The organism is Winslowiella iniecta, assembly GCF_001267535.1.
In the GTDB taxonomy this organism is placed as follows: Bacteria; Pseudomonadota; Gammaproteobacteria; order Enterobacterales; family Enterobacteriaceae; genus Erwinia; species Erwinia iniecta.
Window position 1 is genome coordinate 109985 of sequence record NZ_JRXE01000001.1, and the last position, 18424, is coordinate 128408.

An 18424-nucleotide genomic window follows, 5' to 3' on the forward strand; every position below is an offset into this window, starting at 1 on the left:
ATGCTATCGCCACTGACCGATGACGAAACGCTGCGCTATAACCGGCAGATCGTGCTGCGCGGGTTTGATTTTGAGGGTCAGGAGACATTAAAAGCCGCCAGTGTGCTGATTGTCGGACTCGGCGGACTGGGCTGCGCCGCCAGTCAGTATCTGGCCTCGGCGGGCGTTGGTTCACTGACGCTACTGGATTTCGACAGCGTGTCGCGCTCCAATTTGCAGCGGCAGATTTTGCATACCGATGCGCAGGTGGGCATGGCAAAAGTGGAATCCGCGCGCCAGCGGCTGGCCGCCATCAATCCGCTGATCACCCTCAACGCGATTAATGCACAACTGGATGATATCGCGCTGAAAAAACAGCTTAACAGCTGCGATCTGGTGCTGGACTGTAGCGATAATCTGGCCACGCGCGAGCAGCTGAACCGGCTCTGTTTTGCGGCGAAGACCCCGCTGGTATCGGGTGCCGCCATCCGCATGGAAGGACAGATTAGCGTTTTCAGCTGGCAGGAAAATGAGCCTTGTTACCGCTGCATCAGCCGTCTGTTTGGTTCCAGCGCCCTCACCTGCGTGGAAGCGGGCGTGATGGCACCTCTGGTCGGTGTGATTGGTGCCTTGCAGGCGATGGAAGCGATTCGTCTGTTAGCCGGTTACGGTAACAGCGTGGCGGGTAAACTGCTGATGTACGATGCCATGACACTGCAATTCCGCGAGATGAAGCTGGCGAAAGATCCTGCCTGCGAGGTATGTGGGGACTTGTAGGGGAACCGTTTTCGACTCCGGCGCTGAGGGTATGCAGGGCGCAAACCCTCAGCATGGACGGCGAGAACGCCGCCCCTGGAGGATAATCAGTTATCCACGCCTTTGCTGCGCAGATAATCTTCGTAGTTGCCGGTAAAGTCGATAACCTTGTTCGGGGTAATCTCAATCACGCGGCTGGCCAGTGAGCTAACAAATTCACGGTCATGGGAGACGAAGACCAGGGTGCCTTCGTACATCTCCAGCGCCATATTCAGTGATTCAATAGATTCCATATCCAGGTGGTTAGTCGGTTCATCCATAATCAGGATATTCGGACGCTCCATCATCAGCTTACCGAACAGCATACGGCCTTTTTCACCACCGGACAGCACTTTCGCTGGCTTCTTGATATCATCCTGGCTGAACAGCAGACGACCAAGAATCCCGCGAACCACCTGCTCGTCATCGTTACCCTGCATCCACTGGCTCATCCAGTCGAACACATTCAGATCGTTGTCGAAGTCAGATGCGTGATCCTGCGCGTAATAACCGATGCTGGCGTTTTCCGACCATTTCACTTCACCGCTATCCGGCAGCAGATCGCCGACCAGGGTTTTCAGCAAGGTCGTCTTACCGATACCGTTAGCACCGATAATTGCCACCTTCTCACCCACTTCCAGCAGCAGATTCAGGTTTTTAAACAGTGGGCCGTTATCGAAACCTTTGGTCAGGTTTTCAATTTGCAGCGCATTACGGAACAGTTTCTTATCCTGTTCGAAACGCATAAACGGGTTCTGACGGCTGGAGGCTTTCACCTCTTCCAGTTTGATTTTATCAATCTGTTTAGCACGTGAGGTCGCCTGGCGAGATTTTGAGGCGTTGGCGCTAAAGCGACTGACAAACGACTGCAATTCATTAATCTGCGCTTTTTTCTTGGCGTTATCCGACAACAGACGTTCACGCGACTGGGTCGCGGCAGTCATATATTCGTCGTAGTTGCCCGGATAAACGCGCAGCTCACCGTAATCCAGGTCAGCCATATGGGTACAGACCATGTTAAGGAAGTGACGGTCATGCGAAATAATGATCATGGTGCTGTTACGTTCGTTCAGCACCTGCTCCAGCCAACGGATCGTATCGATATCCAGGTTGTTGGTCGGTTCGTCGAGCAGCAGAATTTCCGGGTTAGAGAACAGCGCCTGTGCCAGCAGCACACGCAGTTTCCAGCCGGGTGCCACTTCGCTCATTGGACCGTAATGCTGCTCCAGCGGAATGCCCACGCCGAGTAACAGTTCTCCGGCACGCGCTTCTGCGGTGTAGCCGTCCATTTCGCCGTATTTCACTTCCAGATCGGCTACTTTATAACCGTCTTCTTCACTCATTTCCGGCAGTGCATAGATACGGTCGCGCTCTTCCTTCACTTCCCACAGTTCGTGATGGCCCATAATCACCGTGTCGAGCACGCTGAATTTTTCAAAAGCGAACTGATCCTGACGCAGCTTACCGATGCGCTCATTGGGATCGAGGGAAACATTACCGCCGGACGGGACGAGGTCGCCGCCAAGGATTTTCATAAAGGTTGATTTGCCGCTGCCGTTAGCGCCAATCAGGCCGTAGCGGTTACCGCCGCCAAATTTGACAGAGATGTTTTCGAACAGCGGCTTACTGCCAAACTGCATGGTGACGTTGCTGGAAACTAGCACAGGGATTGCCTTACGGTTGAAGAAGTGGAATGTGATTCAACGCGCATTATGCCATAAAAAGCCGGGCGGCGAATACCGCCCGTTGTATAACAGCTAGGCCTTCTGTTTTATCGCTGTCGCTATGTGCCGGGTTTCCTTATCATCACTTAACCAGTCATGCAGATAGTGTTCAATCTGCTCCAGGCTGCGGTTACGGGTTTCCGGGATGCATTTCATCACAAAGATTGCCCCGGCGATGCCAATCAGGCCAAAGATAAAGAAGGCACCGGAAAGTCCCACCGCCGCCAGCAGTATCGGGAAGGCCAGCGAAATCATAAAGTTGGCGATCCACATGGCAAAGACTGCGCCGCCCATAAAGATCCCGCGCAGCCGTGTCGGGAAGATTTCCGACAGCAGCAGCCAGGTGACCGGCGACAGCGCACCTTGCTGGAAGCTCAGAAACATCAGCATACCCAGCAGCACCATATAACCGCGCAGCACATCCGGTTGACCATTGATGGTTTCCGGCATCAGGTAGCTGACCGCACCGATAAAGAACAGGCAGGCGGTACAGCCAAACTGGCCAATTTTCACCATGGTTCGGCGGCCAATTTTGCCCAGCAGCCAGATACCGACAAAGGTCATTAAGACCGAAATCACCCCGTTGGCAATGGTGGCGACCAGCGCCGAGTCGTTACTCATCCCAACCGCCGTCAGCATCGTCGGTGCGTAATACATAATGGTATTCACCCCGGTCAGTTGCTGAATCACCGCCACGCCAATGCCAATCAGGAACAGTTTAAATAACCACGGGGTTGTCAAATCGCGCAGGCTCGGTTTGCCCAAATCGCGCGGTTCTTCCAGCGTTTCTTCAATCTCCGTCAGTTCCCACTCGACGTCCTCTTTGGCGCGGGTACGCTCCAGCACACGCCTGGCATCGGCTAAACGCCCTTTCATCGCGTACCAGCGCGGCGTATCCGGCATAAACATCATGCCAAACCACAGCAGGACTGCCGGAATGGTGGCAACCGCCAGCATCCAGCGCCAGGTGTTCTCACCCCCCCACATATGATTGAAACCGGCATTAGAAATATACGCCAGCATCTGACCGGAAACGATCATCAGCTCCTGTAACGTCACCAGCTGGCCACGCTTGTTAGCCGGAGCAATCTCAGCGATATACACCGGGACGGTCGCCGCCGCGCCACCGACTGCCACGCCCAGTACCAGACGGAAGAAAATCATCCAGTTCACATCAGGAGCCAACGCAGAGCCGGTACCACCAATGGCGAAAATGATCGCGAGTATCAGAATAATTTTCTTCCGTCCGGCAGCGGCAGCAAAATGGCCGGAAGCCAGTGCGCCAAAGGCCGCACCAAACAACAGCGAACTGGTCACCAGACCGGTAGTAAACGGCGTCAGGTGCAGTTCGTCGCCCATAAACAGTAAGGCACCAGAAATCACGCCGGTATCATAACCAAACAGCAACCCACCTAAGGTTGCCACTGCTGCAATCACCTTAACAAACGGCTCGGTGCGCGTATTGCTGTTCGGCCCCGATGCCTTGCTCGGTGAGATATATTGCTCTTTTGCCATACTGAACCCGCTCCTGGTGATAAGGAAAAAACCTGAGAAATGTGAACAGATGCAACATTCACTCAGTCCGCGCTTCAATTTAGACTGATATTTTCATTTCATTTAACAATGAAAATTTAATTTTGTGGCGCAGGTCATACTGCACAGCTTACTTTGTGATACTAAGCACATTATTGCCGTTCCGGGGTTGTCTGTTCCCGTAAACACTGCTTCGCAACACAGCCTTTTATGTTTCATGTTTATTTTGATGTGAATTTTTTATTTCAAAAATAGCGTAACAGCAAACAACCTGAGGGAGACAGATCGAAAAAGGGAGGGATTCGGGCGGCAGGAGCGCCGCCCTGGGGATTTGTTGCGGCGTGATTCAGAGCTGGCGTCGGGTATCAGCCGTTTCCGCCGGGCCAAATACCTTATACGTCGGCAAAGACAGGTTCTGATACGGCTCCCAGCCGCCGCCCAGCGCTTTATACAGCGCGACTAAGTCCACACTGCTCTGCACCCGCGCCTGCTCCGCCTGCTGTTTCGCCTGCGATAACTGGCGTTGCGCATCCAGTACGTCGATAAACGTCGAAATCCCTTTGCGGTAGCTGTCATCCGCCAGATTAAAGGCGTTTTGTAGCGCGTCTACCGTTTCATCAAGTCCGGCGACCTGTTGTTGATCGGTGCGGTAACTGACCAGCGCATTTTCCACATCCTGCAAGGCCGTCAGCACCGCCTGACGGTAGCCCAGCGCTGCGCTGGCCTGCTGCGCGCGCGCCAGCTTAACGCTGGAGACCAGTCGTCCACCCTGGAAAATCGGGATCGATACCGACGGGCCAAAGCTGTAAAAATGGCTGCTCCAGTCATCGAGATAGTTGGCATGGGTATTACGCACGCCAAGCTCGCCGGTCAGCGACACGCTCGGGAACAGCTGCGCCACCGCGACGCCAATATTGGCGGTGGCCGCATGCAGACTGGCTTCCGCCTGGCGCACATCCGGCCGACGACGCGCCAGTTCGGCGGGCACACCCACCGGCACCGCCGCAGGCAGTTTGGGCATCGCTTTACTGGCATTCAGCTCGGCATCCAGCGCACCAGGTGGCTTACCGATTAATACCGCCAGGCCATTCTTCGCCTGCTGCGCTTGCGCCTGATATTGCGGCAGCTGGGCGCGTAACGAGCTGAGCTGCGCACGGGCATTTTCGACGTCCATCTGCGGTGCCAGTCCATTGCGCTGCTGGCTTTGCGTCAGCTCCAGCGTTTCGGTTGCCACCTCAATTTGCGTCTGTAGTGTCTGGCTGATGGCCTGCGCGCCGCGCAGCTGCATATAGACGCGCGCCACTTCGGCTTCAAGCGAGACCAGCGCATCGTTACGGCTCTCAATCGACTCCTGTTGCCGGGCACCCGACATCTCAACCTGACGCCGTACCTTGCCCCACATATCCAGCTCCCAGGCCGCATCGAAACTGCCCTGGTAGATATTAATCGGTCGGCTTAGCCCGTCGAGTGCGCTACGCACTTGCGGGTCGACCTCACCCAGCCGGTCATACACCCCGTTCGACTCCAGCTCGCCTTTCACTCCCAGTTGCTGCCGCGTCATGCCCGCTTTCGCATTAACCGAGGGAAACCAGCCGCCACGCGCTTGCGACAGCTGCTCACGTGCACCGGCGATGCGCAGCACCGACTGCTGTAGCGACAGGTTACCGGCGATAGCACGCTCCATCAGACTATCCAGCTGAGGGTCATTAAATGACGTCCACCAGCTGGGATTGGTCGACGCAGCCAGCGGCGAAGATACCTCGCCCGCGTCCATCCCGTGGTAACTGCCGCGGGTATCGTTTTTCGGTGCCTGGTAGTCAGGCCCGACAGAGCAAGCCGACAGTGCCAGCGTCAGCGTAAACGCCAGTCTGCTACGCGCCGGGAAACGCGCACGCGTTATAAAAGTCATATCAGTGTGCTCCTGCGCTGCCTTCGCTCTTAATCGGCGACAGCAGTAAACAAAATGGAATCATCATCAGCGCCACAATACCCAGCCCCATAAACACGTCGATGTAAGCCAGAATTCGCGACTGCGCCACCATCTCCTGATACAGCTGACCGGTGGCTAACGTCACCGGGTCGCCAACCGCGCTGGTAAAGTCACGGATGGCCTGCGCCCAGTGCTCGACGGTCAGATTAAACGGCTCATTCAGCGGCGTCATATTGTGCGCCATGGTGGCACTGCGTACCTGTGAGCGATCGGTAATCGCTGCCGTCGACAGCGAAATACCGATGGATCCGGCGACGTTACGGAACATAGTAAACAGCGCCGCCGCGTCAGCATTCAGCCGCTGCGGAATCGAGATAAAGGCGATGGTGGTCAGGGGAACAAACAGGAAGCCCAGCCCGACGGACTGCGCGCTGCGCATCATCGCCAGCGTGGTGAAATCCACATTCGGCGTCAGCCGCATCGAGTAGAACATCGACAGGCATAACAGCGCGAAGCCGAAAGCAATAATCCAGCGCGTCTGCACCATCGGCATCAGCTTCAGCACCAGCGGAATGGTCATCACTACCAGAATCGCGCCGGGCGACAGCACCAGCCCCGACCAGGTGGCGGTGTAGCCTAAATCCTGCTGCGCCAGCTGCGGCAGAACCACCGAGCTGCCGTAGAGAATCATCGCCATTCCCGCCATCAGCAGGCTGGAAACCGCAAAGTTACGGTCTTTCAGGCAGCGAATATCCACCACCGGTTTTTTTGCATATAACAGCCAGTAAATTGCGCCCACCAGGCCAATGGCCGTCAGCACGGCAAACAGCTGAATAAAGCCCGAGGAGAACCAGTCGTCATCTTCGCCGCGATCCAGCATCACCTGTAAACAGCCAAGGCCGAGAGTAATCAGGCTGATGCCGATATAATCGATACGCAGTTTGCTTTTCGCCCACTTGCGCTCCCACGGCGGATCTTCCAGCAGCTGATAGATGGCCAGCACCGTCAGAATGCCCACCGGAATATTGATTAAAAATACCCAGCGCCAGCTGTAGTTATCGGTGATCCAGCCGCCCAGCGTCGGGCCGACAATCGGCGCGACAATAATCGCAATTGATGACAGGCCAAACGCCTTGCCGCGATCTTCCGGCTTAAAGTAGTCGAGCAATACCGACTGCTGCACCGGCTGTAACCCCCCGCCGAAAAAACCCTGCAAAATGCGGAACAGAATGATTTGCCACAGTTCCGTGGCAATCCCGCACAGGAACGAGCAGACGGTAAACATCACAATGCAGATCAGGAAGAACTGTTTGCGACCAAACACCCGGCTGAGAAATGCCGAAAGCGGCAGTACGATGCCGTTGGCCACCAGATAAGAGGTGAGTACCCAGGTGGATTCGCTGTAGCTGGAAGAGAGTGAACCGGCCACGTGCGGCAGTGCCACGTTAACAATGGTGGTGTCGAGAATCTCCATAAACACCGCCAGCGTGACGGTCATCGCCACCAGCCATGGGTTACTGGTGGGTTTCCAGCTCTCGCTATGACTCATTCCAGCGTGACCTTCGGCTCAACGGACAGGCCGAGCGGCAGCGGTTTATTCGCATCGAGACCTTTATCAATCACGATTTTCACCGGCACACGCTGCACAATCTTCACAAAGTTACCGGTGGCATTTTCCGCCGGGAAGGTGGAGAAGCGCGATCCGGAGCCCATCTGAATGCTGTCGACATGGCCTTCCAGCTTCATGTCCGGCCAGGCATCAATGCTGATTTCCACTTTATTGCCCGGACGCATACGCTCAAGCTGCGACTCTTTGTAGTTGGCGGTCACCCAGACGTCGGTGGAGACCAGCGAGAACATTGACGTTCCGGCCTGCACCAGGCTACCGAGCTGGACATTGCGCCTGGTGACAAAGCCATCGTAAGGCGCACGTACATCGGTATAAGAGAGATTAAGTTCAGCGGTATTCAGCTGTGCCTGTGCCTGCTCGACCTGCTGCTGACGCGCTTCAACATTGGTTTCCTGCTGACGAACTTGCAGTTGCACCTGCGAAGCTACTTCCACCTGCGCTTTAGCACTCTGTAACTGCGCCTGTGCAGAACGCAGCTGGGCGCTGGCGCTGTCAATATTGCGCTGCGAAGTGGCACGCGGATCAACACCACGCAAGCGACGATATTCCGCCTGCGCATTGAGTAAGTTGGCTTCCGCTTTCGCCTGGTCGGCTAACGCCTGATCGCGCTGCGCCGGATACTGCACCTTCGACAGCGACAGTTGCGCTTCTGCCTGATGGAGTTGGGCTTTTGCCAGGCCGAGTTGTGCTTTTGCCTGGTCACGTTGCGCAGTGGTATCGTTTGGATCGATTTGAACCAGCAAATCGCCTTTTTTCACCCGCTGGTTATCGTTCACCAGCAGTTTTACCACGTAACCCGCCGCTTTCGGCGCAATGGTCACCGCATTGCCTTCGATAAACGCATCATCGGTGGTTTCGATATTGCGATTGGCAATCCAGTACCACAGCGCCACAATCACCATCAGCACCACCACGATCACCAGAATGATGATCGGCTTTTTGCCGGGTCGCTTACGGGGCTGTTCCTCACTGGTTTGTGTATTGGTTGCGGATTGATCGGCGTCATCCTGCTGACGCGCATCATGTTCTGATGAAGGTTTCTCTGAAGTTGTCATAGTTCTCACAGTTTATCGCTGACCCAAACTGAGCCATTGAAGATCCAAACTGCTATTAACAATAGGAAGAAAACTGACAAATGCCAGGCTTTACTGACAATTCTAGATTAGCCCGAGGTCAGGCCGCATTAATCAGCAAAAACAATCCCCAAGCCAGCGCCATGCTCCATAACAGCATCGGGATCGAGAACAGATGAAAATGCCACCAGATACGCCGGTCTTTTGCCATGCGTAGCGCAATCAGATTCGCCAGCGAGCCGGGTAGCAAGCCAAAACCACCAATATTCACCGCCCAGGCAAGCAGCGTACTGGCCGGCAAGCTGTTCAGTAGCAGAATTGTCGCCGGAACATTACTGATAATTTGCGACAGACCAATCGCCAATAAGTAACGTCCACCATCACCTAACTGGCTTATATGCTGTAAGGGTTCCTGTAATACTGGCAAGCGGGTCAGGAAAAACACGTCAATAAACATCGCGATAAATACCGCCAGTAAACTCCAGTCAATCGACAATAATACCCGGCGGGCAATACAGAGAAACACCGCCAGTAACAGTAACAGCGCCCACTGCGCCAGTTGCAACTCCAGCGCCACGATAAACACCCCATACATCGCCACGGAGATCAACAGCAGTCGGCGCTGCCAGCCACTGGCCTCATCCACAGCATGACGCTGAATCTGTTTTTTGCTGAAACTGAACCAGGTTAACAGCCACAGGCTGGCGAGGGTCAAGGCAGCAAGCGGCAGCATTTGCAGGATAAACCCCGCAAAGCCGAGCTGGCCGTGACTCCATAACAGAATGTTTTGCGGATTACCGATTGGCGTCAGCAGCGAACCGGCGTTCACCGCCAGCGCTTCAAAGATAATCAGCCGCGAGACCGGCAGGCTGGAGAACTTGCGCAGCGTCAGAGTGAGCGGCACCAGTATAAACAGCGCGACATCGTTAGTCAGAAAGGTCGAGAGCAGCGCCGCGCCGGTAACCATAAACAGCGCCAGCGTACGCTCGCGCTGAAAACGGTGGATCAGGCGGCGCCCCAATACCTCAAAGTAGCCGCTCAGTTCGATACCTTTGGTCAGCATCAGCAAACCGCACAGGGTAATAATGGTGTTCCAGTCTACCGCCGTGACCAGCTCTGCTGATTTAAACGGGGCGAAGCAGGCTAACACCACGCCAAGAACCACTAACAGATGAAGAAAGCGATCGTGCAGAAACGGCCTGAGCAGTGTTGCCATGGTGGCTCGCAGGTCAAAGGGGGCTGAAGTTAGCCACGATCCAGGTAAAATTGCTGGAAAATCGCCAGCGTTTCGTCACTGACGTGGTGCTCGATACCTTCTGCATCGCGGCGTGCAGTATCGGGGCTGATGCCCAGCGCCAGCAAAAAGGTTTCGACGATATGGTGGCGTTCGCGGCTCTCTTCCGCCAGCTTCTCGCCCTCAGGGGTCAGGAATACTCCACGATATGGCACCTGCTCCACCAGACCGGCGGTTGCCAGACGCTTCAGCATTTTTGCCACCGTTGGCTGAGAAACACCGAGACGTGCCGCCATATCCACCTGACGCGCTTCTCCAAACTCGCGGATCAGATCGGAAATTAACTCAACATAGTCATCAATCAGCTCGCGGCGATGCGCCTCGCGAACCTGACGAAATCCTTCGACATGCTCTTCGATATCTTTCAGTGGCCCATTAAGGCTGGCAACTGCGGGTTTGGCGCGACGACTCATTCAACTTCCTCTTCTTATTAACCTGCGCTTTTCACTACCTTGCAGGCCTGTTGGTGCCACATTGTAAACGAAGCTCAAAGAAGCACAAATTTTCCGGCAAATAGCACTGGCTATAGGATATAGCCTGTGCTATACCTGTTTATAAAGCAACCACTCATCATCTCACTGTGGAGGAAAAAACAATGAATACACCCTTCCTGCGGTTAATGATGCCTCTGCTGCCAGTCGGCACCGGGCAGGAGTCAGTGGTATGCATGTAAGCAATAAGGTGATGCCATGCTGGGCGTCACAGGAGGTTACTACCATGAAAGCACCTTTATTACTGCGGTTATTTTGTCGATCGCCGTTTACCCTGCGCCTGATGCTGTTAGAGATGCTGACCGCGCCAAAGAAGCCTGACAATCAGGCTTCTTAAATCCTTTCGCCCGCTGCTACATAAAATCTGTCCCCCCCTTCACAGAAACTTTCTCTGCTACTGGTTGCCTTTGTTGAAAGCGAGGATTATCTTGCTATGCCTTTCGTGAGAGTGCTGGCAAAAACGGCGCGCCAACCCCGTCCCTGACCCCATTCAAAACGAGTCGTTGCAGGCCTGATTACGTCTTCAGATATCCGCTGAAGATGCGTTTACTGCGTCTTGATAAGATAAAAAATGAATTTAACTCTGATTAAAACCGCCGCGGTGACCGGTTCCCGCGAGCTGTTAAGCCCCTATGTTGGGCTGTATTTGCTGTTCTCGCTGTTAATTAATCTGGCGTTCGGCTATCCGCTGAGCCTGCTGTACACCTTTGCGTTTAGCGCGCTGCTACTGTTGCTGCACCACCGAGCCCCCCGCACGCTCAGAGTGTTGCTGGCTGTCACTACGCTGATTGCCGCCAGCTATTACCCGTTCGGCCAGACTTACGGCCCGCCCAACTTTAATACCCTGCTGGCGCTGCATTCGACCAATGTTGAGGAAGCCAGCGAAATCATGCAGATCTTTCCGCCGCTGGATTACGCTATCGCCTGCGTCATTCTGCTAATCGGTTTTATCGCACTACGCCGTAAGCCAGCAGTAAAACGTTCGTGGTCGCATGTCGACTCAGCCTGCCTGGCATTTGCCGCAGTGGCGTGGCTAACGCAGCCGGTGATGAATAAACTGGCGGGCTACCCTTTCAGTCTGAGCGATGCGGGCTATCCGGTGGCGCGCTTTGTTAAAGATGGCGTCGTCAGCAATATGTCGGTGAAGGATGAGGTTGATCGTATGAACCAGTTGTCGTCGTTGCAGGATAGCTGGACGGTGACCGGGGTTAAGCCATCACGTCAGGTGTATGTGATTGTGATTGGCGAAAGCGCGCGGCGCGACGCGCTCGGCGCTTTTGGCGGGCGCTGGAATAACACGCCGTTTGCCAGTCAGGCGAAAGGCCAGTTCTTTGTCAATTACACCTCGGCGGCTTCCTCAACCCAGAAATCGCTGGGGTTAACCCTGAATCGGGTGGTCGACGGTAAACCGCTGTATCAGGACAATATCATCACGCTGGCCAAACGCGCAGGCTTTGACACCTGGTGGTTCTCCAATCAGGGGCAAATTGGCAAATATGACACGTCGATTGCCAGCATTGCGCGCCGGGCCGACCACGTGCATTTCCTTAAGCAGGGGGACTTCGAGGCAGATAAATCCACCCACGATGAAGATTTGCTGAAGCTGACGCCGGAAGCGTTAAAACAGCCGGTCGATGCTCCCCGCCTGCTGATTTACCATATTATCGGTTCACATCCGAAAGCCTGCGATCGGACGCAGGGCAAGTTCGCCAGCTTTGTGCACTCCACTGAGACCTCGTGCTACCTGTACAGCATCACCCAAACCGACCACTTTTTGCATCAGTTGCAGCAGCAGTTACACAGTAGCGGGCTAAGTTACTCGATGCTTTACTTCTCCGATCACGGTATGGCGTTTAAAGAGAAAGGCAGCAAAAACGAGTATCTCGCCCATGATGATAAGTTTCAGCAAAACTTCCAGGTGCCGATGTTTATCACCTCGAGTCAGGATACAAAGCACCAGCTCATTAAGGCTGCGCGCTCGGCGAATGATTTCTTACAGCTGTTTTCGCAGTGGACGGGGATCAGCAGTAAACAGATTATTGCTCGCTACCGTTTTGTCTCAAAAGATGCTGCGCCACCGGTTTATGTCACTGACTTTGCGCTGAAGAAGGTCAATTACCCGCATCTTGGGCAGGACACGTTTGCCCGCTGACGCCATCGCTCAACCGATTTTGCCCATAAAAAAATCCGCCACCAGGGCGGATTTTTAACATCAAGCCAGAAAGTATCTGGCTGGATACGCAAACTTAGAAGCGGTAACCTGCACCAACAATCCAGGTGCCAACGTCTACACTGCGGATACGGCTCTGCTCGTAACCGACATCAACTGCAACGTTTTCGATTGGGTTAAACTGCAGACCCGCACCGTAGGAGAAACCGTAGTCGCTGCCGTCGCCTTTTTCGCGATCTGGACCGGTAGCGTTAACTTTACCGTAACCCACACCAACAACACCGTAGATGCTTGCCCAGTCATTCAGACGGTAAGCTGGACCCGCAGTCAGACCGTAGTACTGAGATTTAACGTAGAGAGAATCGACGTTATGATTTTTTTCAGTCCAGGTGAAAGAACCGATCCAACCCAGCGGATCGTTGCCGTTTTCGTAGCGATACTTCAAGTTGAAACCGTTGGCTTTGTTAGCTACACCCTGGAAGTCGCTCTGTGCGTAACCACCAGTAACAGTGCTTTCCGCCATAGCGGAGCCTGCGGATACAGCCAGTACACAAGCCAGTGCTGAAAGACATGCAATTTTTTTCATAACCACCTCAAATGTGAAAGTACTTATCTCCTGACAACACTTAAAATATAACAAAAATCAGTAAGAAACTCTGCCTGCATTTTGTTGTCTAACAGAATGTTTGGTGTAACAGAAAGTTAATGAATTTTTTCATGTCATTCTTTTTCCTGATATTTTCGGCAGTATAACCTGAGTAAATTCCGATTGTAAAAAAAGGTTCATTAAGAACATTCCTAATTAAACCTGACAAATCTTTACTCAAAAGTAGCCTTTGCCGGTTATTCCCACCACTTTTTTTACCTCATAACGCATTTTTTCTGCCCGCTCTCCATTACACTGCTCTGATAATTCTCTCTGACCCAATGGTTTTACAGGCAGGTTTGTAGCATGTCCTCTGCGCTTTCATCGGCGAAGTCGCCGGTATGGTTACCTATCTTAGTTTTAATTATTGCCATGACCTCTATTCAGGGCGGTGCTTCGCTGGCTAAAACGCTGTTTCCGCAGGTTGGCGCACCGGGCATTACCGCACTGCGACTGGGGCTCGGCACCCTTATCTTATGCATCGTGTTTAAACCCTGGCGACTACGCTTTAGCCATGAACAGCGCGTACCTCTGGTGATCTATGGGCTGGCGCTGGGGGGAATGAATTACCTGTTCTATTTATCGTTGCGCACTGTGCCGCTGGGTATTGCCGTCGCACTGGAATTTACCGGCCCGCTATTTCTCGCGCTGATTGGCTCGCGTCGGCTACTGGATTTTGTCTGGGTGTTACTGGCCATTCTCGGCTTAGGGTTTTTGCTGCCGCTCGGCCATGATATCTCCAGCGTGGATGCCGAGGGTGCCGCGCTGGCGGTCGGTGCCGGTGTCTGCTGGGCGTTATATATCTTGTCTGGTCAGAAGGCCGGCGCTGAACATGGGCCTGCAACGGTGGCGATGGGTTCGGTGATCGCTTCGGTAATTTTTGTGCCGCTTGGGCTGAGTTTTGCCGACAGCGGTATCTGGCAGCTGTCGCTGATACCGCTGGCGTTAGCCATTGCCGTGCTGTCGACCGCTCTGCCCTATTCACTGGAGATGATAGCGTTAACGCGTCTGCCCGCCCGCACCTTTGGCACTATGATGAGTCTTGAACCGGCGATGGCCGCCCTGTCTGGCATGCTGTTTCTGGGGGAAGTGCTGACGCTGGTGCAATGGCTGGCGCTGCTGGCAATCATTGCAGCTTCCGTTGGTGCGACGCTTACCTTGCGTCCGAAAAAAGTGCAGGTCGAGACGGTTGATATGCCGCGCCCCCAGAATTAGGAATATTCGTTGTTCAGCCTCATTATGGGGCTGAATAATCAGCACTTCTGTTCAGAGAATTATTTATTTTTAACCCACAGGTTAAATAATCGTTACAGTTACATTCTGTCATTCTTCTGCACTAAATAACCTAAACTCAGATCTCCCCCTGTTAAAAAGACATAAAACACAGCAAAATCATGGTGATAAAAAACATCGTTTAATAATAAACATTATCACTACCATTAGCATTTATATTTCTCCGTTGCCATTGAAGATTTATTACTCAACAGGTGACCGCTATCTGACTAATAGGCAGCAACTTTCCTGCAAGGTTAAAAACCGGTGCTATACTTATTCCCGTACTATTCAGGACAACCGACATTAAGAGGATATTAATGATGAGTACCGCTAAACTGGTTAAAACAAAATCTTCCGATCTGATTTACACCCGTAATGATGTGGCAGAGAATGACAAAAAAGCCACAATCGAGGTGCTCAATCGTCTGGTTACCGAGCTGATTGACCTGTCCCTGATTACCAAACAGGCGCACTGGAACATGCGTGGCGCTAACTTTATTGGCGTGCATGAGATGCTGGACGGATTCCGCACCGCCATTACCGATCACCAGGATACCATTGCAGAACGCGTCGTGCAGCTGGGCGGCGTAGCGCTGGGTACTACTCAGATTGTTAACGACAGAACACCACTGAAAAGCTATCCGCTGAATATTCACAGCGTGCAGGATCATCTGAAAGCGCTGGCTGACCGTTATGGCGTTGTCGCTAACGACCTGCGCAAAGCCATTGGTGAAGTGCCAGACGAAGATAGCGCCGATATCTTTACCGCGGCATCACGTGACCTTGATAAATTCCTGTGGTTTATCGAATCCAATATTGAATAACGGATAAATCCGGCGGCGCACCTGTCGCCGGTCTGAACTGACCCGGAAAGCGGATGACCTCGTCATTCGCTTTTTTACATTGTGGAGAGAAAAAATGGCAAGCGGATGGGCATCTGATGATGCCGTTCAACAGCAAATTGATTCCACCATTGATGACGCGATCACCCGCGCCCGACAACACCTGCACGTGGGTGCCAGCGCCGAGTTTTGCCGGGAGTGCGACGAGCCGATTCCTGAAGCGCGGCGCATCGCCCTGCCAGGGGTGCAGTATTGTGTCAAATGCCAGCAGGCGCATGATGAAAAAAACAGCGCTTCGCTGTACAACCGACGCGGCAGTAAGGACAGTCAGCTGCGCTAAACTTCAATTATTGATGCAGAAGTATGAGCCCGATAACATATTTCTAACTATCCTGTTCATTAATCCCCCTATTTAATGCTCTGATTGCTACTGTGCTGTTGCACCGTAATGATCGACGCGCACCAGGATGGTGCCCCATTACGGTGCATAGCACGCAAAGCTAAAGAGTTCCTGTCTGACTTGAGTTTTAAGCCACTGTTTTTCAATATAAATGAAATGATGGCATAGATTATGCTTATGGCAGCAGGCATCAAAAAGCGGGGCCTCCCCGATTCAATGATAAGGATAAAATGATGAAGTCGATTTTTAAGGTTTCCGTTGCCGCACTGGCGCTGGCATTTGCAGTTTCTTCCACAGCGGCAGACAAGAAACTGATTGTCGCCACAGATACCGCTTTCGTACCGTTTGAATTCAAACAGGGCGATAAATATGTCGGTTTTGACATCGATTTGTGGGATGCCATCGCAAAACAGCTGAATATCGAATATACCCTGAAGCCAATGGACTTCAGCGGCATCATTCCTGCTCTGCAAACACGCAACATCGACCTGGCACTGGCGGGTATCACCATCACTGATGAGCGCAAAAAAGCGATTGAGTTCTCTGACGGTTACTATAAAAGCGGCCTGCTGGTGATGGTCAAAGAGGACAACAATGAGGTCAAAGGCATTGATGATCTGAACGGTAAAGTGGTGGCGGTGAAGAGCGGCACCGGTTCAGTGGATTATGCGAAACAGAACATCAAAACCAAATCCCTGCGTCAGTTCCCGAATATCGACAACGCCTATATGGAACTGGGCACCAACCGTGCGGATGCAGTACTGCACGATACGCCAAACATTCTCTATTTCATCAATACCGCCGGCAAAGGTAAGTTTAAAGCGGTAGGTGAGTCGATTGAAGCACAGCAGTACGGTATTGCCTTCCCGAAAGGCAGCGACGACCTGCGTGAAAAAGTGAACGGCGCACTGAAAACGCTGCGTGATAACGGCACTTACAACACTATCTATAAAAAATGGTTCGGCAGCGAACCTAAATAAACTCTCAGGTTAGCGCCCGGTATCTTAACGTGCGGCGATAACGCCGCACGTTAAGATGCATGCAAGCTATTAATCTGCACGGTATTTATGCCGCTATTAAGGTTTGCAGCGCCACTTACGTCAGTGACGGCATTGCGTCTCTGCGTTTTTCCATATCAACAAAAAATTGTTTTAGTTCGGGAGAAAGCATCATGCAGTTCGACTGGAGCGCCATCTGGCCTGCTCTTCCTATCCTGCTTGAAGGTGCCAAAATGACCTTGTGGATTTCGGTCCTCGGTCTGGTTGGCGGCCTGATTATCGGCCTGATAGCCGGATTTGCCCGCGCCTATGGCGGCTGGCTGTCACGTAATATCGCGCTGGTATTTATTGAGTTGATTCGCGGTACGCCAATTGTGGTGCAGGTAATGTTTATTTACTTCGCGCTGCCAATGGCATTTACCGATTTGCGTATCGATCCCTTTACCGCTGCGGTGGTCACCATCATCATCAACTCCGGTGCCTATATCGCCGAGATCACCCGTGGTGCGGTGCTGTCAATTCATAATGGCTTCCGTGAAGCCGGGCTGGCACTTGGGCTGTCGCGTCGAGAAACGCTGCGCTATGTCATTATGCCGCTGGCGCTGCGTCGTATGCTGCCGCCGTTGGGCAACCAGTGGATTGTCAGCATCAAAGATACCTCGCTGTTTATCGTGATTGGTGTCGCTGAACTGACGCGTCAGGGACAGGAAATTATTGCGGGTAACTTCCGTGCGCTGGAGATCTGGAGTGCGGTTGCGGTTATCTATCTGTTTATTACGCTGGTGCTCAGTTTCGTGCTGCGTCGCGTTGAAAAAAGGATGAAAATCCTGTGATTGAATTTAAAAACGTCTCCAAACATTTTGGTCAGACTCAGGTGCTGCACAATATCGATCTGAAGATCAATCAGGGTGAAGTGGTGGTGATTATCGGGCCAAGCGGCTCCGGTAAATCGACTCTGCTGCGCTGCATTAACAAGCTGGAAGAGATCACCAGCGGTGAGTTGATTGTTGATGGTCTGAGGGTCAACGACCCGAAAGTTGACGAGCGCCTGATCCGTCAGGAAGCCGGCATGGTGTTCCAGCAGTTCCATCTGTTCCCGCAGATGTCCGCGCTGGATAATGTGGCTTTCGGGCCGATTCGCGTTCGTGGCGCAAAGAAAGAGGCGGCAAAAAAGCTGGCGAAAGAACTGCTGGCGAAAGTGGGTCTTGCCGAGCGTGCGCATCACTTCCCTTCCGAACTGTCCGGCGGTCAGCAGCAGCGCGTGGCCATCGCCCGCGCACTGGCGGTGAAGCCGAAGATGATGCTGTTTGATGAACCGACTTCTGCGCTCGATCCCGAGCTGCGTCACGAAGTACTGAAAGTGATGCAGGATCTGGCAGAAGAAGGCATGACCATGGTGATCGTTACCCATGAGGTCGGTTTCGCCCAGAAAGTGGCATCACGTCTAATCTTTATCGATAAAGGCCGCATTGCGGAAGATGGTGACCCGGATACGCTGATCACCAACCCGCCAAGCGCCCGCCTGCGCGAGTTCTTACAGCACGTTTCCTGATGTTCCGGGCGGCAGCAATGCCGCCCTTTTTCTGCCTGAGCTAACGCCCAAAACCTTCGCCTTTACCTTTCGCTACCCTCAGCTCCGCTATA

At 53.2% G+C, this 18424-nt stretch carries 17 protein-coding genes; 9 read left to right on the top strand and 8 right to left on the bottom strand.

Going from position 1 to position 18424, the window contains the following annotated elements:
• Positions 1-756 (top strand): molybdopterin-synthase adenylyltransferase MoeB, encoded by a 756-nt coding sequence (moeB, locus tag NG42_RS00470; RefSeq protein ID WP_052896628.1) that lies wholly within the window; start codon positions 1-3, stop codon positions 754-756.
• 86 nt (positions 757-842) lie between these two features.
• Here moeB and NG42_RS00475 read toward each other — a convergent pair whose 3' ends face one another.
• From NG42_RS00475 to mntR, 7 genes are all read right to left on the bottom strand, one after another.
• The gene (locus NG42_RS00475) at positions 843-2438 is read right to left on the bottom strand and encodes an ABC-F family ATPase (protein ID WP_052896630.1); all 1596 of its coding nucleotides are present in this window, start codon (positions 2436-2438) and stop codon (positions 843-845) included.
• Positions 2439-2531: 93 nt separating this feature from the next.
• Positions 2532-4013 carry a sugar porter family MFS transporter gene (locus NG42_RS00480; RefSeq protein ID WP_052896632.1) on the bottom strand — a complete coding sequence of 494 codons (1482 nt, stop codon included), beginning with the start codon at positions 4011-4013 and terminating at the stop codon, positions 2532-2534.
• Positions 4014-4377: 364 nt separating this feature from the next.
• On the bottom strand, positions 4378-5940 hold the full coding sequence (locus NG42_RS00485; RefSeq protein ID WP_052896634.1) for an efflux transporter outer membrane subunit: 1563 nt from the start codon (positions 5938-5940) through the stop codon (positions 4378-4380).
• 1 nt (position 5941) lies between these two features.
• Positions 5942-7510, bottom strand: a complete 1569-nt coding sequence (locus NG42_RS00490; protein ID WP_052896636.1) for a DHA2 family efflux MFS transporter permease subunit — start codon at positions 7508-7510, stop codon at positions 5942-5944.
• Complete coding sequence (locus NG42_RS00495) at positions 7507-8646, bottom strand: HlyD family secretion protein (protein ID WP_052896638.1); 1140 nt, start codon at positions 8644-8646, stop codon at positions 7507-7509. Before NG42_RS00495 ends, NG42_RS00490 begins: the two co-directional genes overlap by 4 nt.
• Positions 8647-8764: 118 nt before the next feature.
• Entirely contained in the window at positions 8765-9880 is a 1116-nt protein-coding gene (locus tag NG42_RS00500; RefSeq protein ID WP_052896640.1) for an SLC13 family permease, read from the bottom strand.
• A gap of 29 nt (positions 9881-9909) precedes the next feature.
• Positions 9910-10371: a manganese-binding transcriptional regulator MntR gene (mntR, locus tag NG42_RS00505; RefSeq protein ID WP_052896642.1), complete on the bottom strand. Its 462-nt coding sequence runs from the start codon at positions 10369-10371 to the stop codon at positions 9910-9912.
• A gap of 304 nt (positions 10372-10675) precedes the next feature.
• Here mntR and NG42_RS23965 point away from each other — a divergent pair, with 304 nt between their 5' ends.
• Positions 10676-10786, top strand: coding sequence for a hypothetical protein (locus NG42_RS23965; protein ID WP_479673038.1), 111 nt, complete (start codon positions 10676-10678; stop codon positions 10784-10786).
• Positions 10787-11020: 234 nt separating this feature from the next.
• Positions 11021-12601, top strand: coding sequence for a phosphoethanolamine transferase (locus NG42_RS00510; protein ID WP_052896644.1), 1581 nt, complete (start codon positions 11021-11023; stop codon positions 12599-12601).
• Positions 12602-12695: 94 nt separating this feature from the next.
• On the opposite strand, the gene ompX is transcribed toward NG42_RS00510, so the two are convergent.
• Complete coding sequence (gene ompX / locus NG42_RS00515; protein ID WP_052896646.1) at positions 12696-13205, bottom strand: outer membrane protein OmpX; 510 nt, start codon at positions 13203-13205, stop codon at positions 12696-12698.
• A 366-nt stretch (positions 13206-13571) separates the two neighbouring features.
• On the opposite strand from ompX, the gene rhtA reads away from it, so the two are divergent.
• The 6 genes from rhtA (at position 13572) to glnQ (ending at position 18332) form a co-directional block, all read left to right on the top strand.
• Positions 13572-14480, top strand: a complete 909-nt coding sequence (rhtA, locus tag NG42_RS00520) for a threonine/homoserine exporter RhtA (RefSeq protein ID WP_052896647.1) — start codon at positions 13572-13574, stop codon at positions 14478-14480.
• 380 nt (positions 14481-14860) lie between these two features.
• Positions 14861-15364 carry a DNA starvation/stationary phase protection protein Dps gene (dps, locus tag NG42_RS00525; RefSeq protein ID WP_052896649.1) on the top strand — a complete coding sequence of 168 codons (504 nt, stop codon included), beginning with the start codon at positions 14861-14863 and terminating at the stop codon, positions 15362-15364.
• Between the two features lie 94 nt (positions 15365-15458).
• Positions 15459-15722 (top strand): DksA/TraR family C4-type zinc finger protein, encoded by a 264-nt coding sequence (locus NG42_RS00530; RefSeq protein ID WP_052896651.1) that lies wholly within the window; start codon positions 15459-15461, stop codon positions 15720-15722.
• A 293-nt stretch (positions 15723-16015) separates the two neighbouring features.
• Positions 16016-16762, top strand: a complete 747-nt coding sequence (gene glnH / locus NG42_RS00535; protein WP_052896653.1) for a glutamine ABC transporter substrate-binding protein GlnH — start codon at positions 16016-16018, stop codon at positions 16760-16762.
• 191 nt (positions 16763-16953) lie between these two features.
• Positions 16954-17613, top strand: coding sequence for a glutamine ABC transporter permease GlnP (gene glnP / locus NG42_RS00540; RefSeq protein WP_052896654.1), 660 nt, complete (start codon positions 16954-16956; stop codon positions 17611-17613).
• Positions 17610-18332, top strand: a complete 723-nt coding sequence (gene glnQ / locus NG42_RS00545) for a glutamine ABC transporter ATP-binding protein GlnQ (RefSeq protein ID WP_052896656.1) — start codon at positions 17610-17612, stop codon at positions 18330-18332. The genes glnP and glnQ overlap by 4 nt, the downstream gene beginning before the upstream one ends.
• Positions 18333-18424 lie beyond the last annotated feature (92 nt).